Source organism: Paenibacillus sp. GM1FR (assembly GCF_002803315.1).
Lineage (GTDB): Bacteria > Bacillota > Bacilli > Paenibacillales > Paenibacillaceae > Paenibacillus > Paenibacillus amylolyticus.
Genome location: NZ_MKZL01000034.1, coordinates 1 through 18,461, shown reverse-complemented (window position 1 = coordinate 18,461; position 18,461 = coordinate 1). Strand labels below are relative to the sequence as shown.

General features: G+C 44.3%; 16 protein-coding genes and 1 pseudogene. 10 read left to right on the top strand and 7 right to left on the bottom strand.

Going from position 1 to position 18,461, the window contains the following annotated elements; all coding sequences use genetic code 11:
• On the top strand, window positions 1–1,012 hold a 1,012-nt coding region (locus PAEAM_RS22185; protein WP_279303101.1), incomplete at its 5' end, for an exosporium glycoprotein BclB-related protein.
• Window positions 1,013–1,192: 180 nt separating this feature from the next.
• Here the strand turns inward: PAEAM_RS22185 and PAEAM_RS22180 are convergent.
• Complete coding sequence (locus tag PAEAM_RS22180; protein WP_165790014.1) at window positions 1,193–3,142, bottom strand: AraC family transcriptional regulator; 1,950 nt, start codon at window positions 3,140–3,142, stop codon at window positions 1,193–1,195.
• 225 nt (window positions 3,143–3,367) lie between these two features.
• Here PAEAM_RS22180 and PAEAM_RS22175 point away from each other — a divergent pair, with 225 nt between their 5' ends.
• Entirely contained in the window at window positions 3,368–4,297 is a 930-nt protein-coding gene (locus tag PAEAM_RS22175) for a DUF5050 domain-containing protein (protein WP_100529014.1), read from the top strand.
• Between the two features lie 226 nt (window positions 4,298–4,523).
• On the opposite strand, the gene PAEAM_RS22170 is transcribed toward PAEAM_RS22175, so the two are convergent.
• Window positions 4,524–4,877, bottom strand: coding sequence for a DoxX family protein (locus PAEAM_RS22170; RefSeq protein ID WP_100529013.1), 354 nt, complete (start codon window positions 4,875–4,877; stop codon window positions 4,524–4,526).
• Between the two features lie 140 nt (window positions 4,878–5,017).
• On the opposite strand from PAEAM_RS22170, the gene PAEAM_RS22165 reads away from it, so the two are divergent.
• Window positions 5,018–5,404, top strand: coding sequence for a winged helix-turn-helix transcriptional regulator (locus PAEAM_RS22165; protein ID WP_100529012.1), 387 nt, complete (start codon window positions 5,018–5,020; stop codon window positions 5,402–5,404).
• A 21-nt stretch (window positions 5,405–5,425) separates the two neighbouring features.
• Entirely contained in the window at window positions 5,426–6,463 is a 1,038-nt protein-coding gene (locus tag PAEAM_RS22160; RefSeq protein ID WP_100529011.1) for an NAD(P)/FAD-dependent oxidoreductase, read from the top strand.
• Between the two features lie 153 nt (window positions 6,464–6,616).
• On the opposite strand, the gene PAEAM_RS22155 is transcribed toward PAEAM_RS22160, so the two are convergent.
• Window positions 6,617–7,294, bottom strand: coding sequence for an ankyrin repeat domain-containing protein (locus PAEAM_RS22155; protein ID WP_243391436.1), 678 nt, complete (start codon window positions 7,292–7,294; stop codon window positions 6,617–6,619).
• Between the two features lie 155 nt (window positions 7,295–7,449).
• Complete coding sequence (locus PAEAM_RS22150; RefSeq protein WP_100529010.1) at window positions 7,450–8,421, bottom strand: phosphotransferase; 972 nt, start codon at window positions 8,419–8,421, stop codon at window positions 7,450–7,452.
• Between the two features lie 320 nt (window positions 8,422–8,741).
• Here PAEAM_RS22150 and PAEAM_RS22145 point away from each other — a divergent pair, with 320 nt between their 5' ends.
• Both PAEAM_RS22145 and PAEAM_RS22140 read left to right on the top strand, forming a co-directional pair.
• Window positions 8,742–10,595: an AraC family transcriptional regulator gene (locus PAEAM_RS22145; protein ID WP_243391435.1), complete on the top strand. Its 1,854-nt coding sequence runs from the start codon at window positions 8,742–8,744 to the stop codon at window positions 10,593–10,595.
• 68 nt (window positions 10,596–10,663) lie between these two features.
• On the top strand, window positions 10,664–11,251 hold the full coding sequence (locus PAEAM_RS22140) for an imm11 family protein (RefSeq protein WP_100529009.1): 588 nt from the start codon (window positions 10,664–10,666) through the stop codon (window positions 11,249–11,251).
• Between the two features lie 58 nt (window positions 11,252–11,309).
• On the opposite strand, the pseudogene PAEAM_RS32755 reads toward PAEAM_RS22140, so the two are convergent.
• Window positions 11,310–11,450: pseudogene (locus PAEAM_RS32755) on the bottom strand (sulfurtransferase); the annotation flags it as partial.
• A gap of 296 nt (window positions 11,451–11,746) precedes the next feature.
• On the opposite strand from PAEAM_RS32755, the gene PAEAM_RS22130 reads away from it, so the two are divergent.
• Entirely contained in the window at window positions 11,747–13,306 is a 1,560-nt protein-coding gene (locus PAEAM_RS22130; protein ID WP_100529008.1) for an acetamidase/formamidase family protein, read from the top strand.
• 212 nt (window positions 13,307–13,518) lie between these two features.
• Here the strand turns inward: PAEAM_RS22130 and PAEAM_RS22125 are convergent, their stop codons facing one another.
• Both PAEAM_RS22125 and PAEAM_RS22120 read right to left on the bottom strand, forming a co-directional pair.
• Window positions 13,519–14,373 carry a sulfurtransferase gene (locus PAEAM_RS22125; protein ID WP_100529007.1) on the bottom strand — a complete coding sequence of 285 codons (855 nt, stop codon included), beginning with the start codon at window positions 14,371–14,373 and terminating at the stop codon, window positions 13,519–13,521.
• A gap of 63 nt (window positions 14,374–14,436) precedes the next feature.
• Window positions 14,437–15,381, bottom strand: a complete 945-nt coding sequence (locus tag PAEAM_RS22120) for a DMT family transporter (RefSeq protein WP_100529006.1) — start codon at window positions 15,379–15,381, stop codon at window positions 14,437–14,439.
• A 228-nt stretch (window positions 15,382–15,609) separates the two neighbouring features.
• Between PAEAM_RS22120 and PAEAM_RS22115 the strand changes: the two genes are divergently transcribed.
• From PAEAM_RS22115 to PAEAM_RS22105, 3 genes are all read left to right on the top strand, one after another.
• The gene (locus PAEAM_RS22115) at window positions 15,610–16,512 is read left to right on the top strand and encodes a polysaccharide deacetylase family protein (protein WP_243391434.1); all 903 of its coding nucleotides are present in this window, start codon (window positions 15,610–15,612) and stop codon (window positions 16,510–16,512) included.
• Window positions 16,513–16,549: 37 nt separating this feature from the next.
• The gene (locus tag PAEAM_RS22110) at window positions 16,550–17,203 is read left to right on the top strand and encodes a YkyA family protein (protein ID WP_100529005.1); all 654 of its coding nucleotides are present in this window, start codon (window positions 16,550–16,552) and stop codon (window positions 17,201–17,203) included.
• Between the two features lie 142 nt (window positions 17,204–17,345).
• Window positions 17,346–18,236, top strand: coding sequence for a hypothetical protein (locus tag PAEAM_RS22105; protein ID WP_100529004.1), 891 nt, complete (start codon window positions 17,346–17,348; stop codon window positions 18,234–18,236).
• Window positions 18,237–18,461 lie beyond the last annotated feature (225 nt).

The following is an 18,461-nucleotide window of genomic DNA, read 5'->3' as shown; positions in this document are numbered from 1 at the left end:
AGGCACAGCAGGTACAACGGGAGTAACCGGAGCAACAGGCACAGCAGGTACAACGGGAGTAACCGGAGCAACAGGCACAGCAGGTACAACGGGAGTAACCGGAGCAACAGGCACAGCAGGTACAACGGGAGTAACCGGAGCAACAGGCACGGCAGGTACAACAGGTGTAACCGGAGCGACAGGCACAGCAGGTACAACCGGAGTAACGGGAGCGACAGGCACAGCAGGTACAACCGGAGTAACAGGAGCGACAGGCACAGCAGGTACAACCGGAGTAACGGGAGCGACAGGCACGCCAGGTACAACCGGAGTAACGGGAGCGACAGGCACAGCAGGTACAACGGGTGTAACAGGAGCGACAGGCACAGCAGGTACAACCGGAGTAACGGGAGCAACAGGCGCATCAGGTACAACGGGAGTAACCGGAGCAACCGGAACAACAGGTGTAACCGGAGCAACAGGTACAACCGGGGCTACGGGTGCGAGTGGTTCTGGAACAATTATTCCTTATGCATCAGGACTTCCCGTTGTGTTGACTACAGTTTTGGGTGGACTTTTGAATACTTCCAGTTTAGTTGGTTTTGGTAACAGTTCTACCGGAGTAAGTGTTAACGGAGGAATTATTGATCTCACAGGCGCTGCAGGCACGTTGCTTAACTTTGCTTTCTCAGCATCGCGTGCAGGAACGATTACTTCACTGGCCGCTTATTTCAGCACAACAGCCGGACTAAGTTTGGTTGGATCTACAGTAACCTTAACTGCACAATTATTCCGATCCACTACACCTAATAACTCCTTTACAGCTGTACCAGGTGCATTGGTAACCTTAGCTCCTCCACTGACCGGCATTTTGGCACTGGGCACAATATCCAGCGGGGTGACTACAGGACTGAGTATTCCGGTATCTGCCGGTGACCGCCTGCTTATGGTGTTCTCAGCATCAGTAACAGCCGGAATTGATGTGGCTACAACGGTAGCGGGATATGCAAGTGGCGGCCTTACCATCACTTAACGGAAAATGGGCTATATAACAAGTTTAAAGACAGGGACTCTTGCCAACATGGTGAGAGGTCCCTGTTTATGTGTGTGCTTTTGTTTTCAAACTCTCTTCAAATGAAAGATAAGGACTATACAAAAACATAAAAAGACGAGGATTGCTCCTCGCCTCGTACATACCGTGGCCTACTGAATTTCACTCTGTTTTGGTTAGGCTATCTACGACAAATCTAAGTTGGGCTTCCAACGAAATTGGGTCACTAAATACGAAGCCACGGCTTTCCTCGCGATAAACGTGATTATTCTGGACAGCAGGGAGGTTATCCCAGATAGGACCTTCAAAAACGGAATCTCCACTCTCATCACCTGTCCATCCACTTACAAAGATATAATCTCCTGCATATTGTGGTAACAATTCAAGTGATAACTTGGCCCAACCTTTGCCGCTATCGATGGCTTCCTTCTGAATGATCGGCGGTGCCTTCAGGCCAAACTCGCCATATATAATATCTCCACCTCTACCAAAGCTCCCGTAGGCATAAAATTCTTTGGCACTTCCCGTATCAAAAATCGAAACCGTGCGATCACCTACCGCTTGCTCCACGAGTGGTTTATATTCAGCGATCTTAGCATCCCACTCTGCGATCCAGGCCTTCGCTTGCTCTTCTCTACCAGTCATCTTGCCAAAATCCATCAATTGCTCCCGTAGAGGTATTCCATATTCAACAGCGACGGTCGGCGCAATTTTGGACAGCTTTTCGATCGTTTCAGGGTCATTCCAAACGACAATTAAATCCGGCTGCAACTCCATGATTTTCTCGTAGGGTACATCGTTACCGATGTTGACAACGTCATCGAGCTTTCCTTCTGTATAACTGTTAAAGGACTCATCACCAGTTCCAACAGGCTTAAGGCCAAGAGCTAGCAAATGACCGGTAAAGGCTCCTGCAACCATTACTACCCTTTGAGGTTTTTTTGGGATTTGTACTTCACCGTTAACCGCAGAATAGGTTACCATCTCCGAGCTGCCGTTTGTGGTGTTACTGATATTACTCTCTGCACCTACAGTTGGACTTTGCGTACTGCCAGTGCTTCCATTCGTGTTTGCTGGCCTGGAACATGCGCTAACCAATAGAGTTAGGCACAACAGTAGGGTAATTCCTACAGGTAGTTTGCTTCTATACATCCGTAAATCTCCTTTTTCGCTATGTTGATAATGATTATCATCTCTGATATCAATATAACGACGGAGTTTACGCGGAGCAATGGATGATCGAAGCCTAAGGATAGGACGATAAGAACCTTTTGTCACTTGTCCGGACTCATCCTTGAATTGCTTTGGTGTGACTCCCGTATGTTTTTTGAACATTCTTATAAAATAGGATACATCAGCATATCCGACGCTTGCAGCGACTTCTTGCAGAGATAACTCGGTCTTTTGCAACAGCGTTACTGCTTTGTTCATCCTAATACCGATTAAGTAATCGATTAGACTTGAGCCAGTTTCACGTCGGAAGTACTTGGACAGATAAGGGACGCTGTAATGGAATGTATGAGCGAGGGTTTCCCGCGTCAGCGGCTTGGCGTAGTGCTCCTGCATATAGCGAATAAGCTGAGAAGCAAGGTTAGGCCTAACAATGCTTACCTGCTGTTGATCCATTTGCCTGAGCAATTCATATACAAATTGATAGAATAGTGTTTTGGTATGGAGTCGCTCCAAGCGTCCCGGTTTATTCCACTCGCCCAGCATTCGCTCAGTGATTTCGTAGAGGATGGCAGGATGATATGGAATAAAACCGTACTGGAGGTGGAATGGCAATGGTTGATCCGGTTGTTGAAGTGTATGCTGCTTGCCAGATAGCGCTAAGGAGGCTTTGTAGAAAATTAGGTAATAATGAAAGGATTCGTCCGTTGGGATGATGTCCAGACGGGTGTTTTTGCCCCCATGAAGCATATAAAATGGTTTGGTAGCATGCTCATTTCCGTCTAAGATCACGGTTGCATTGCCATTCGTTACGTACAAAAAGGCGCTGGCAGGGAACAGGTAAGGACGTACGCACTCGTCGGCCTGTATGACAATATGTCGTACATCCATGATTTTGAGCGATGCACAATTCCAGATGAGTATGTGTTCTTGTACATTCAAGGTTGCTTTCAATAGAGAGTTGTCTTCCTTCCATGAGCTGTTGAAGCCAGCCTTTTATGTGGTGAGGTTATTATATAATAATATTAGTGGCTTCTTGAAAAAAAACTGAAATACAGCTGCTGCAATGCGATATACCTATTCCGAAGTCTAAATGAATTGTGTTGCAGGTAAAAAACGATCTATAATAACAGATGTATAAAAATACATATTTTAGGGAGAGCCAAGATGGGAAAAAGATTGTTAATAGCACTATTAGGTATGATCATGTTATTTGGAGTGGTACCTGCATATGGTGCAGGAACTTCTGGAAATTCTTTAATATGGGAGGGTTATAACGACAACGGAAGAATGGTGGGTATTAATTTCACAACGTTTACAGGCAAAAAAAGCACAACGAAATCTATTTATAATAAGCAAGCTTCACAGCAAAAAATTATTGGGAATTGGATTTATTTTTTAGTAGAGGACGAAGAAGATCATTATTCTATCGCTAAGATTAAAACAGATGGTTCGGCATTCGCTTACGTATCCCGAGATGATAATTTTGCAAGTTTTGATATTGCTGGAGATACGATTTACTTTGTGAAAAGTGAATACAACGGTAATTTGTACGATGATTTGTCTTATGGCTCAATGAAGACAGATGGTACGAAGAAACAGATTATTTTGCCTGTATCTCCTTTTTATAATTTTGAGATTAATAAAGAGTATGTATACTATACGGAGCGGCATACAGATTTGTTTTATCGTATGAAAAAAGATGGTACCGCAACTAAATCATTATCCTCAAAAGGTGTGTCAGTATACAAATTTTATGGTAATGTGTTGTTTTTTTCTGAGATGATAGATGGAGGCTATAGTTCCAGAGGTGTCTTTGCAGAGTTGGATGGAGCCAGAAAAAAGACATTTGCATCAGATGGTTATATTCATCCTTTAGCATACTTGAATAATAAGTTCTATTACCGAAAAAATACGATAGACAAAGTAGGCAATACTAAAAGTATTATTTATGTTTATAATCGCTATACAGGTAAGAAGAATAAATTTGCTTCTTTAGATTATTATGACCGCTTCTTAGGACAAGTTGGAAACAGTCTTGCATTCCTAACCTTTCCAAAAGGAGATGTGTATAAAATTGGGCTTGATGGAAAGTGAATAATAAATCTGGTCATATTCGCCCGCCTTCCTGGCGGGCTTTTGTCACCTTTCAATATGTTTTCCCGGTAGGACTGGATTCTCCTTATATTGATCTAGTCGCTACAACTTTCGGAATACAACTTCATATTTGTGTGACCCGCTTCTTCCAGTGTGATCACATCCGTTAGGGCAAGCCGAGACGTCTGAGCCATAGCGGACCACGAAGGTTTACTTAGTGCGATGTTTATAGTCTTCCAGAGGCTACGATCAACGCAAGAACTATAAAAAAGATATTTACGCCGAGCTCCCGGTACTCTTTACGCCAAACATGAAACAGCATCCCGAACAGGGTGACCGTAGCCAAAGCGATTGCGGCGATGGGTGTAAGCACCGGAGTGATGTTCAGCGCCCAAGGCAAAACAAGGCCCAGCGCTCCGAGTAGCTCCGCGATTCCAATCAAAATAACTAGTTTTTTTGGCACATCATTGACCCAAGCCCAGGTCTTTTTTGACGACTCGATACGAATGGTTTTCATCCATCCTGAATATATGAAACCTAGCGCCAATATAAGTTGTACGATCCATAACGTTACATTCATCTTTTCTTATCCCCTCACTTGCTCGATTTTAATATCTGCCTCTATACTAAAGTGAGAAGGCCCAATCTGGAAGTAGGCACTTAAACCTAACCAGGTAACCAAAAGTATACCCGGGTATGGTGAGAAAGTGAGGAATAAGAATGACGGTATATTGCAAATTCGGAACGGCCTTGGATATCCTTACGGGTAAATGGAAATCTTTGATTCTTCTACGACTGCTGAGCAACGGTACAATGCGGTTCAGCGAATTACAAAAAGCCATTCCAGATATTTCAAAAAAAATGCTGACCCAGCAGTTAAAAGAACTGGAGTATCACGATATTGTGCATCGCGAAGTATATGCTCAAATTCCGCCTAAGGTCGAATACTCGATTACGGAGTACGGACAGCTCATGAAACCTGTGCTCCAGACAATGAGCGACTGGGGAGCCGGCCATATGCAGCATATGGAGAAGCTGTACAGCGAAGAAGACGAAAAAGGAGCACACCCATCCGAACCACGGAGAATCGATTCCTTGGGGGGATAGGGTGACAAGGGAGAGTTAGTTTTGAATAAACAAAAAATTGTGATCATTGGTGCAGGGATTGTTGGGGCGTGTATGGCCTATCATCTAGCCAAACGAAATCAAGATGTAACTGTTATTGAACGCCACTCAGCCGCGGCGCGTGAAGTCACGGAAAAATCATTTGCCTGGATACATACGACGCATAGAGTGGCTCCTGAATACTGGCATTTGTACGATGCAGCTGTGGAAGAGTATCACACACTTCAGCAAGAGTTGTCCGAACTGAAAATTCATTGGCATGGCGCGCTAACTTGGGACACTCCGCCTCTAAGGGAGCAACACTTTCAAAAATTAAACCGGGAGCAGCTTGAGGCATTGGAGCCCAATCTGAAGGAATATCCGGATGAAGCCATGTTTGTCAGCGAAGAAGGTGCGGTGGACCCTATAGCGGTAACGGAGCTGTTGTTGAGCAAAGCGCAAGAGTACGGAGCAAAGATTCAGTTCGACACCAACGTTACACAGCTGAAGCAAGAGGGTTCCCGTCTGGTTGGTGTTCATACGTCCAAGGGTTTTGTGGAGTCGGATGTTGTGGTATTGGCCGCAGGAACAGGTACACCCGAACTTTGTAACCCGTTAGGTTGTCACGTGCCGGTAACTTCGTCACCTTCAATTCTGATTCGGATGAAAACTGCTAATAAACGGATACACACATTAATCTCCAATGCGCAATTTGAAGCGCGTCAACTGACAGATTATACGCTGCTGGCTGCGGAAGATTATATCGACGAGTCGGAGGAAAACGGACCACAGGCGGTCGGTAAGCGAGCTTACGATACATTGCGTCGCAGTCTCAAGCACGGAAATCAACTGGAACTGGAGAGCATTAAGGTTGGATGGAGACCCATGCCTGAAGACGGTTATCCGATTGTGGGCTTCCATGATCACATGAATGGACTTTATCTGACGGTAATGCATTCTGCAATTACGCTGGCGCCGCTGATTGCGCATCTGGCTGCAAGTGAAATTATTGATGGCAAATCAAGAAATGAATTAGACCCTTGTCGCCTCTCACGGTTCTAGGGTCACTCCACAACGAAAAGGACATCGCTCAAGTGGCGATGTATTTTCGTTGTGTATATTTGTTGGAGTCTTCTATACTTCCCCAGTGGCCACCGGATTCTCCTCATAACTGTATTCGCAGCCGCTGGCGAATGGCAATTCCATGCTAGCTTTTCATCTACCTGTGTGAATCTCGTTAGCGGATTTGGCACCTTGACTTTCAAGCCACGGGATCAGTTCAGCTGAAAAATTACGTTTTGCTGTGTCCAGTGGAGTCATTCCATCCCAGGTGGCTATCCAGTTCAGTTCGGCGCCTTGGTCAAGCAGGTATTCGGCTGTTTCTCTTTGACCTCCATGGCAAGCACACCAGAAGGCAACGCTTACTGCATCGGGCGGAGAAGGGGAGGTGCTCGTTCCCCAAGGATAACGTTCCGGGAGTTTGGCTCCTTTAAAATGTTCTTGTATGGCGTGAATATCTCCAAGGGCGGCGGCATGCCAAAGGGCAAAGATCGCACCGCGCTCAACCAAGCGCCATGCTGCATTCCATTGTGCAAAAGCAATAGCATCCTCCAGCGGCGTGCCACCGGCGATCACCGCGCCAGGCGTTTCAATGTCTGCGCCAGCATCAAGAAGGGCATCGAGCACTTGAACGTCATTGGAGCTTGCAGCCCAATGCAAAGATGTTTCAATATTTGGACCGACAAAAGGAGCGTTCACTTCCGCACCGAACTTGGTCAATACTTGCACGGTATCCGCTCCATTAGGGAAGTGCCCCGGCCAATCCGTCACCACGTGTAGCAGCGTTCGAGAGATACTGGAGTCTGCATCTACGTTGTCAGGCTTTCTTTCCAATATTCATATGTTTGCCAATCCCGGATTCTCTGCCAGCAGTTGCTCTAACGTTGGAATATCTCCAGTGTGAATGGCTTGAATAACGCTCACTGCAAGTTTTTCATCTTCGTAAATAAATTCCATGCGCCAATCTCCTTCCAGGCTTATATCCATATTCATGAAAGCATCTGAACTGCACATCTGGCATGATACTCCGCGAGCCCCCTAGCGAATTGCTGATCGGGGAATTGTCTATGAAGCAGTTTCAATCCTCCTGATATCAAGGACAAGTGATGGCAAAATCGATAAAATGTCATCCGCTCCGGGTCGAGATCGTTATTTTTTACGTAATGATAAAAGTCTCCAAATCGAAACTCCAGAAAGCTATGCTCATGTTCGAGATCGAAGAATCCTGCGCCCTCAATATCAATAAGGCATGGTTGCATAGCATGATCTATCCATATATGATCCGGACCTAACTCTCCATGAATGAAACTATAGAGATCTCTAGGTTGAATTGCTGCTTCCAATTCGTAAAGTTTCTCAAGCAACCTTTCGTCATTTTTCCTTATATCTGTCATGTGTTTGGATGCATAAGATAAGGCTGTTTCGGCATCTAACCGCTGAACTTGGTAGCAAGGCCCAGCCTTTTTGCTGTTATCGTTTGCGTTTCCATAAACGTTTCTTTGGATTCCATGCATATTAGACAACATATCCCTGATCCGTTGAAACAACTCATCTCGATCTTTGTCATTTTTATGCTGGAAATACGCTTCGGCTTTCTGTCCATCCACATACTCAACAAGAGCAAAATCATAAGAGTGCCGGTCTCTATCGTTATTTAGATCATACAAGATTGGTGTTCGAATTCCATGTTGAGCGAGAAAGCGAGTATTCAAAGAGAAAAGTTCGCTGCCATAGGAACTGTGGAAAGTGGGTTCATTCAAGATCTCTTCCTGAAAATAGTTGCTGGAAATATCCCAAACGTACAGCATACAAGTGAAACCATTCGTGCAGTCAATTTTGTAAATGACTTTTTGTGCGCCTCCATGTATTCTTGCGCTCTGCGTTATGAGGTAACTGGCGCCAAATACATGTTGCACATAATCCTGTAATTCTTCACGAGTAAGATGGTTGTTGGACATCATCGACTTAAGCTCCGTTTCAACTGTATTTTGCCGGCCAGCAACCTAAATATATAGAACATTTTCCCAAAAATATAGACTGTTTCTTTTTGATCTGTTAAAGTGTTGATTAAGGTCTGTATATTCATATGTATATCAAAGCAAGGGGTCGGGTACTCACGTTAGTGGGTGATCCGGCCCCTATTTTGCATGCAAGTTGACTCTCTGTTGACTATATATGACCAATGATTTTAAGGAGCTGGGAAGCCATCTTACATTTCAATGAACATCTTTTATTATGGAACAAGGCATCTATTAAAATAATGGATATTCGCCATATAACTATGCAAATGAAGGAGGTACTTCACTCCTACCGATTCCCTGCGAGCTGTTTCTTATACATGGTGCGTGGCAATGCTGTTATACGGTTGGATGGAAAAGATCATCAGGTCTCACGATTCCATGTTTTGCATGGTGGGAAGGGCTGTTGCCTGAACATTTTGCCTGTTGAAGAGTTCCTTGAATATTATATGATTTATTACAAAGCCATCATTCCGCTACCTGAGCGTCAGGATATTTTGGCTTTGATGGAGCACCGTAATCCCTTCAAGCTTCAATACGGCTTTGCACCTGATCAGCCTGTTTCCTTGTTAAGCAAAGTACAATACATGATGACAGCTTGGGAAGAGCAAGAGGCACTGGAACAGTTCCATGTAAAGTCATTATTTTATCAATTTGTATACGAGTTGTTATGGCAGATCCACAATGGGCGCGTGCCAACAATAAAGCCAGACCTGGTTGCACAAATGAAATATTATATGCAGGAACATTACGCTGAACCCATCACAATGGACTTGTTAGCAGAGCTTATGGATAGCAGTCCACGTCACTTATCAAGGCTATTCAAACGCCAGACTGGTTATAGTCCGATTGATTTTGTCATTCAAATCCGGATGAACAAAGCGAAGGAACTGCTGCTTGCTACAGATGCTACTTTACAGGAAATTGCCAAGGCTGATGGTTATTATCTTGCTAAAATATTTAAGAAATATATGGGGATTGCACCTATTCGTTATCGTAAGCAGCATGAAAGTCCTAATGTACCATCGACTGTGGCACGATTAGGCATTGTACAGGATCTAACTTCCTTATATATTGATAATGATTATCATAATCATCATATATTTGAGGAGGAATTATTGATGTACAGAAGTAGAAAGACACCCTTGGCTATCACATTATTACTTTGTTTAACCCTATTGCTTAGTGCTTGTTCAACTGGTGGGGCAGGAAGTCCTGCAGCCAATGAAGGTTCTCAGAAGCCAACGAATCAGGTAGCGGCCAACAACGCTAACCATACAGATACACAATCTCAAATGAAGACCGTAACCACCTTAAAAGGGGATATTGAAGTACCGGTTAATCCACAACGAGTAGTTGTCCTGTATTTAATGGGTGATTTGCTTGCTTTAGGCGTAAATCCTGTGGGGGTCTCTTCTGTAGAAGAAGGAGCGGCTTTTGCGAGTGAACTGGAAGGTGCCACCTCATTAGGAGCATTTAATCCGGACCCGGAAGCAGTAACTGCGCTTAATCCCGATCTCATTATTGTTACCAATGAAGAAATATATGAAGGACTTAAAATGATTGCCCCTACAGTATATATTCCTTATGACCTGCCAGTAGAAGAACGTATGAATTTGCTTGGAGAAATTTTGGGTAAAGAGGGACAAGCTCAGGAAATGTTAGATAACCTTCACAAAAAGGTTGAGCAAAGCAAGGAAAAACTTGAACAAGCAGGTATCTTGGATAAAACCGTCACAATTATGGAAAGTAACAAAGGTTCCATGGCTGTAATGACAGGCTTGGGTTATGGCCGGGGGTCGCAGATTATTTATCAATATTTAGGGATGAAAGCACCTGAAGTCTTGCAACGTGAAATTGAAAATGCAAGAAACGATGCTACAAGCAAGGACGTTTCTTATGAAGTATTACCTGAATATGTGGGTGATTATATATTCCGTTCTTCCTTTGAAGGAATGGTTGATCTGTCAGACAATTCAATTTGGAATAACATCCCCGCAGTCAAAGAAGGACGTCTGATTGATATGAGCTTTGGTTTATTTTTCTACAACGATATTTATTCGTTAGACAAACAGCTTGATTTTATTGTGGATAACTTGCTTAAAACTGCGGAGTAATTGGAGGGGCCGCTTAACCTGTATAATTGATTGAAAGGAACTTTATTTGGAAAGGAGACATCATTCTTTTGAACTATTATTTTCTGGAATCTCAATATCCACGTAGAGGGTTTATTAGTGGAGGAACAACTTTCACTCCCCAATTAGATATGAATTATTTGGCGATAGAGAATCCGTTGCCTGAGGGGACAACGGCAGAGGTTGAGTTAGTGCCTACGGTGCGTAACCTGAACGTAGATTATTTTGAGACGATCACAGGAACGAGACACGTATCAGATCGTTTTAAAACGCTGTTGGAGGAAACGAAAACAAATACACAGTTTATTCCGACAACGGTGTGTTACCACGACGGTCGTGCGGTTGAAAAAACCTATTGGACTGCACATCAGCTCGATCGTTTGGATGTTTTTGATTATGAACGTTCGGAATATGGGCGCAAAGCGGTCATTGCTGCATCTGTACAACAACCTCCACGTAAGATCGTCAAAGTTGTATCTCAAATCTGCCTTCATGAAGAGCGAATTGGCAAGCATGAATTTTTTATGCTTGATTATATAAATATCTTCAAACCCATTGTTTCAAAAGATTTTTACGAAGTATGCCGAAAACATAAGCTGAATCTAAACGTTACAGAAGTCGGAGATGTAAGCACCTAAAATGTATGGATATAATGAAAGCACAAAGAAGCCCGCGCAGGACGTGGGCTCTTAGTCTTTATTCTTCCCCGGTAGCCACCGGATTCTCCTCATAACTAATCCAGTCGATCGAGCTCCTGGAATACAACTTCACATTTGAGTATCCCGCTTCTTCCAGTGCAATCACGTGCGGACAGGTGATTATGCCTGAACCGGAGTGTAGTAGTATTCCTGCAACCCTTCAGAAACATGAAAGACATACATAATTTTCCTGTAACTTAATTTCGTTTGTTCAAATCTCTGAAGAAGGATCCTTAAGTTTACTGAATGTATTTAAGTTTTACATGACCTATTTGTGGTAATTATATTTACATGTTATTTATAGTTGTAAGTTAATTCTTGAAATATAGCTCATTAATGTTATGTTTATTGACAAAAAAATATTGTTGTAAATGTATTTATATGTTAGTGTTTATTTGTGTTAGAAAATATTACATAGTAAAGAGGGGGAGCGTAATGTTTATTAACCGAACGATTAGGAGATTTGGAGTTTCAGTAGGGATTATAAGTATGTTTACATTTGCTCTACCTTCAGTGGGCTTTAGTATGCCACTGCAACCAACAACCATCGATAAGGTAGAAGGTGATTATTATGTAACGTCTGCGATTGAGAACATTCGCTGGGGATCACTGCCTAATCGAGACAGCTCTCCGATTCTTACTGTACCATCAGGAAGTGCTGTAACATTTGATACAGTATCGCATGAGGGACTGATAGAGGATCAAGGGAGAAATCCAGTGGAGTACTTCGGCAAATTCGGTATCTCACCCGATGGAGTATTGGATGATGCGAAGGTGATTGCGGCTTCTGAGATTAAGCATGATTATGTAAAAGACGGACCTCATATTATCACTGGGCCAGTAGAGGTTGAGGGAGCAGAGCCAGGAGATGTTCTTAAAGTAGAAGTCCTTTCGTTGCAAACTCGAGTTCCGTATGGTGTCATTTCTAACCGCCATGGTAAAGGTGCCCTTCCTAACGAATTTCCAGAAAATACAGGCCCACAAGAGGGAGCTAGCGCAACAAAACCGGAATTATATAATAATGTATCTATATTTACGCCTATTGAAGAAATCAACGGCAATTGGTATGGGGTATTACCAACAAAAGCTGGCAAAAATGTACGTTTCCCAATTAACCCGTTTCTAGGTGTTATGGGGGTTGCACCAAATACCAGTGAAGTTGTGAGTTCTATCCCACCTATTGAAACAGGAGGGAATATGGATATTAATGAGTTGGGTGTTGGTGCAACTATTTATTATCCGATTCAAGTTAAAGGCGGACTATTCTATACTGGTGATCCACACTTTGCTCAAGGAGATGGAGAAGTAGCGTTAACTGCATTGGAAGCCTCCTTAAGGGGGACAGTTCGGTTAACGGTGTTAAAGAAAGGTGATCCATCACTACCACACAGTGGAGAATTCACGCAACCTTTTGCTGAAACAGAGGATTATTGGATTCCAATTGGACTGGACCCTGATTTGGATGAAGCCATGAAAGAATCAGTACGTGAATCGATTCAATTCTTATCTGATAAGCTTGATATGGATAGGAGTGTAGCTTATGCGTACCTATCGGCCGCAACGGATTATGAAGTTTCTCAGGTCGTAGACCGAACTAAAGGGGTTCATGGACTCATTCGAAAAACCGATTTCCTTGAATATGTTGACGTTACAATGAACGTAGGTGGTACGTTAATCAAACCGGTTGTTCATAACAATGAGTTCTACGTACCGATTCGAACAATTTCCGAGCTATTGGGTGGTACAGTAGTGTGGGATAATAAGACGCGTACAACGCAAATCAAATTAGGTACGAAAAATATAAGTGCTCAAATTGGTTCAGATGTGTATTCAATTAACGATAAACTAGTGTTTAATAGTAACGTACCAAAGCTTTTAAATGGCGAAACCGTAGTTCCGGTTTCTGTTATTAATGAAATACTAGGTGCTTATGTAAACTGGACGACGATCGACAAGACGTTAACAGCTAATGTATCGTTAAGTAAAAAACAATAATAGATTTCATTATTCAACCGCGGTGGACAGATATCCATCACGGTTTTTTCCGTTATCATGAATCAAAAAAAGCTGCCACTTGATGTCTACTTCTGTGTGCTTTTAAATACTTACTGGGTTGTGTTGTTGAATCGTTGTTGACTCCGAACATAGAAAAATACATCGCCGGGGCAGATAACCCACCTAGCGATGTATTCAACATCTATACACTGTTATACGTCTTTGTGCGATTCCGCATCGCCTATAGCCACCGGATTCCCCTCATAGCTAATCCAGTCGCTCCAGCTTCCAGAATACAACTTCACATTCGAGAAACCCGCTTCTTCCAGCGCAATCACGTTAGGGCAGGCCGAGACGCCAGAACCGCAATACACGATAATTGCACCATCCTTGTCCAGCTTACTGAAACGCTCTTCTAACACCCCAGTATCTGTCCAACGACCATCCCAATCCAACACATCTTTCCAAAAATAATTCACCGCACCCGGAATATGTCCAGCCTTGGCATCAATCGGTTCCTCCAGACCCGCATAACGGCGAGCATCACGGGAGTCAATTAGCACGGCACTGTCATTTGCCGAAGCCTGCTGAACATCCTCAACACTTGCCAGCATGGCTGGCTGCACATTCACCTCAAAAGAAGCCGGGATCTGAACTGGCACATCCGCGGTCACTGGGAATTTGGCGTTTTTCCAAGCGGAGAAACCTTCGTCCATGATATACACCTGTTCATGACCGATATAGCGAAGCAGCCACCATAGCCGAGATGCATTCATCCCGCCTTGATCGTCATAAGCAACAATACGACTATTGGAGCCGATGCCAGCTTTGGAGAGACGACTTGCGAGCACAGCCGGATCAGGAAGTGGGTGACGTCCTCCGTGCGAAGACACAGGAGCGGACAGATCTTTTTCCAAATCGAGATAGACAGCTCCTGGAATATGTCCAGCTTCATAGGCTTGTCTTCCAGTCTCCGGCTGACCGAGCAAGAATCGGCAATCTGCAATAACTACATCCGGTTCATACATTCTGGCGAGCAGCCAGCGCATGGATACAATATTTTTCATCAAAATACACCGCCTTATGAGAGTAGTAGAGTCGTTTATTACTATGCATTAAGAAAAAATACGTTATACCGTGGTAGGTTCAACAGGCCCTTTGCCAGCGATAGGAGCATCGGTGGGAATGGGTTGAGGTTTGGTTTTGCCATATCGAATGAAAATCCATACCCCGAATATAATGACCACCCCGGCAGACATTTGTAAAGCACTGAGGGATTCGCCGAGCAGCATCCAGGCCAGTAATGAAGAGAATACGGGTTCCCCAAGTACGCCCATGGATACCGTTGTGGCATTCATATATTGAAGCAGCCAGTTGAAGAGATAATGTCCAAAGATCGTTGGCACAATGGCGAGCAGCAGGAAGATTCCCCACTCTGACGCAGCGTAACCTCCGAACGGATGGCCCATGATCAGATTATATACCGCCAGCGTGCAAGCAGCTACGAAGAAAACCCAGAAGTTATACGAAAATGCACTAAGTCCCGCTCGCAAAAATTGACCCAGCAGCATATGAACGGCGACTGCGATTGTGCCAAGTAAAGACAGGACATCACCTTGCAGGGCAGTACCTGCCAACTGGAAATCTCCTGCGCCAATGACGATTGATCCAAGCAGGGCGATGCCCATGCCGATGATCATCATGCGGTTAATTTTGGCTTTGAACAGCCATACCGAACCGGCAAGAATCAGTATTGGCTCCAGCGCGAGAATAACTGTGGAACTGGCAACACTGGTGAGCCGCAGCGAACCCATCCAGAGCAGAAAATGAAGGGCCAGCATCACACCGGATGCAAGCAGCAAGCCCCACTGCCGTAAGCTTAGACGCATCATCTCATGTCTGTATTTCCAGACAAACGGCAGCATTAGCAGGTTGGTGAGAAAAAGACGGTACATGGCAATGACCGCAACATCTGCGGTAGACCAGCGTACAAAGATCGAAGAAAAAGAAATGGCGATAATGCCGACAAAGAATAACAGATAGATGGATCTGCCGGCACGGTTCAAGCTTGTCATGGGTGTAGCTCCTTCTTGAAGTCTGATAGCGTAAATCACTTCATTATACAGGAGAAGACAACCGCAGGAAAGATAAAGAGAACGAAGAGATAAGTAGATTGTAACCGGGCTTGTAACTATTCTGTCATTCTCCCGATCCATTTTTCTATTAATCTTCTATATAGAGACATGAAACGAGATAATATACCAATAATCGGGAAAAAATGAAAGTAAGGAAGTGGCATGACAGTGAGAGTTCAACAAGAGAGAGCGGGAGAGCGTGGCAGTATTCCGCCTAGCACAAGTCGCACGAAAACACATAAACGAAGAAAAATCCGGTATGGAAGGGTAGTCATAGCTCTAATGCTCTTGGTACTGTTCGTTACCGGTATTACATATGTATTCTTTGGCATGACGCATTGGATCAAAAGCGTTGTGGCGCCGCCTCCGATTACTGTAATCGAACAGCCGGCCAAGCTCGGCATGATACAAGTTACTCCGGATGCGAAGGAGGAGCCGGCACGGTTCCAGGGCCAGGTTCGCAAATTGGCATACATAACGTTTGATGATGGGCCAACTGAATATACGGAACAACTGCTGGATATATTGAAGCAACATGAGGCGAAAGCTACCTTTTTTATGATCGGACGTCAGTTGAATCAACATCCGGAAGCGGTGAAACGGCTGTTGAAAGAAGGCAGTTATCCTGGACTCCACAGCATGACGCATAACTATAAAAAGCTGTATAAGAGCGGCAGTTCTGCAAACTTTGTGAAAGAGTTCAAGAAAGAGCAGAAGATGGTGCAGGACCTGATTGGTTTTACGCCTCATCTGATTCGTGCACCTTATGGCAGCAGTCCACAGATCGGTGAAAAGTTCAGAGGTGACATTGCGGCGGCCGGATTCAAAATGTGGGACTGGACGACAGATTCACTCGATTGGAATCTTCCCGGTCAGCCGGACAAGATTGTGGCCCGGGTGAGCAAAAGTGTACATCGGGATAAGGAAGTGATTCTGATGCATGAGCGGGAGCAGACGGTGCAGGCTTTACCACGCATTCTGAAGTTACTCGAAGATCGGGGTTACGAGTTCGAAGTATACGATCCGGATGCACACTGGGTAGCCAATTTTAGCGGAGATACCCGCTTGTAATATAACAACAAGATGATGCAAGAGAGGAAGGACTTGGGTGCTAACGAGTAAAAAAGTGGCGCTTGCGGCAGTTAGTGTATTGCTAATTCTGCTGGCGAGTGGTTGTGGAGATCCGCAGGAGCCTGCGGCAAATCAGATAAACCAATTGGTGCTCAGCGGTCAGGAGATCGATCAGAGTTTGAAGACGCTGACCAGTCATGAGCAGGAAGATATGAAGTTATACAAGTCTATTTTAGACAAAGGCAAGAACAAAAACAGTGATCTCGAAGCACTGCTGGATCAGGCAGCAGATCATATCCATGAACGAAGAACGTTGTTGAAAAAGGCGGAAGAGGCCATGGAACAGACCAACGAGAAGACGGTGGCCCTGCGCGGTTCATTGAAAGAACTATCATTTGAAAAAGAAGAAACGTTGGCACAGGCTGAAAAGGTGCTGGATCAATATGAAGCAAGAGCACGTGCATTGGAAAATTTTGTTGCTTCGTATCAGTTGAGTCTGAGTGCCGATGAGCAGTTGTATGATCTGATGAGAGAAAGTGCAGAACCTAATCTGGTTAAGATTAAGCGAGCCATTCGGGTACGGAATAGCGAATATGCGAAGCTTGCTGAATTCCGAAAGAAATTTAACCTCCAGACCAAAGCGTTTAACGGAGCCAATGCCAAACTGGTACAGATGGATCAGGCCAGCTGAGCAGAGGATCTGAGCAACGATTCAGATATTTTGCATGATTGAGCTGCCTGTCTCCCGTGTAAGTACTAGTATACAGCCAAGCCAATGGATGAGAAGCAACATGGACAAGCATCATTGCGTATAAGCTAACGGAGGTGTTCATATGCGAAAAGGAAATACAATGAAAGTCAGTACATCACTCCTGGTTTTACTTATGGGATTCTCGCTTGTGGCCTGTGGGAACAGTAATCCTGCTGCACAGCCACCAGTGAATAATACGGAAGAACAGTCACCAGCACCGGAGCAACAACCAAATGAAAGTGCTGCAATAGAAGCAGAAGGTATCCTGACTGGATGGGCTGATCCGCATACCGTTGAGATTCGAGTGAATGAGAAGCCGATGTCATTCCAGGTGAGCGAAGATCTACAGAAGTCTCTGGATGATATCGATGACGAAGATTCCGTTCGTTTCAAATATGTAGAGAAAACAATTGATGCAACAACGAAACAGTTGGTACTTACAGAGATTGCAAAGATTGAATCGAGTGATGACAATAACGATTCCAATGCAGGCGGTACAGTAACGTCCGATCGTCCGAAGACATCAGAGCTGGAAGTGACGGTAGAAGGAATGACCGAGAAACGCCCAGTGAAACTGGCACAAGCGAAAGGTTATTCACTTTATGTGTTTGAACCGATGGCTTTTGACGCGGAAGACCATGAATTAACAATGAAGATTGATCCGGATTATGAGGTAGAAATTGAGAAGCTGCCGGCGAATTACAATCTGGATGCGCTGAAGATGGATGCCAAGGAAGAGTTGTCCGAGACCGGAGAAGTGAAGCAATTAACGGCTGAACAACTCAGCAACGGCCCGATGAAGGATGCAAAATTATACATGATGTCCCAGAATGATAAGAAAACAGAGTATTTTATCGTGAAAGAACTGGACGGCAATGGTTTCATTTTCCACATCCAAGCACCTATTGGTGAACCTTCGGAAGGTTTCCTGCCCATGGCATATGCCTCCCTCAATTCCATTATGAATGAGTAGAAAAGGGATAGAGCCACGCGGTTAAACCAAACGATGTAGTAAATAAAAAAGATTCCCTAAACAGCGTGTTTCCTTGAGAGAGGAGATGCGCTGTTTTATTATGGCTTTAGCCAGTTGAGTGCGTGAAACGCGCGAAACAAAAAACCACCCGCTATGCGGGTGGAGGGATCGAGGGTTTGACCACCAAGACCATTCCGATAAAATTGAGATGTTCAGGCTCAAAAG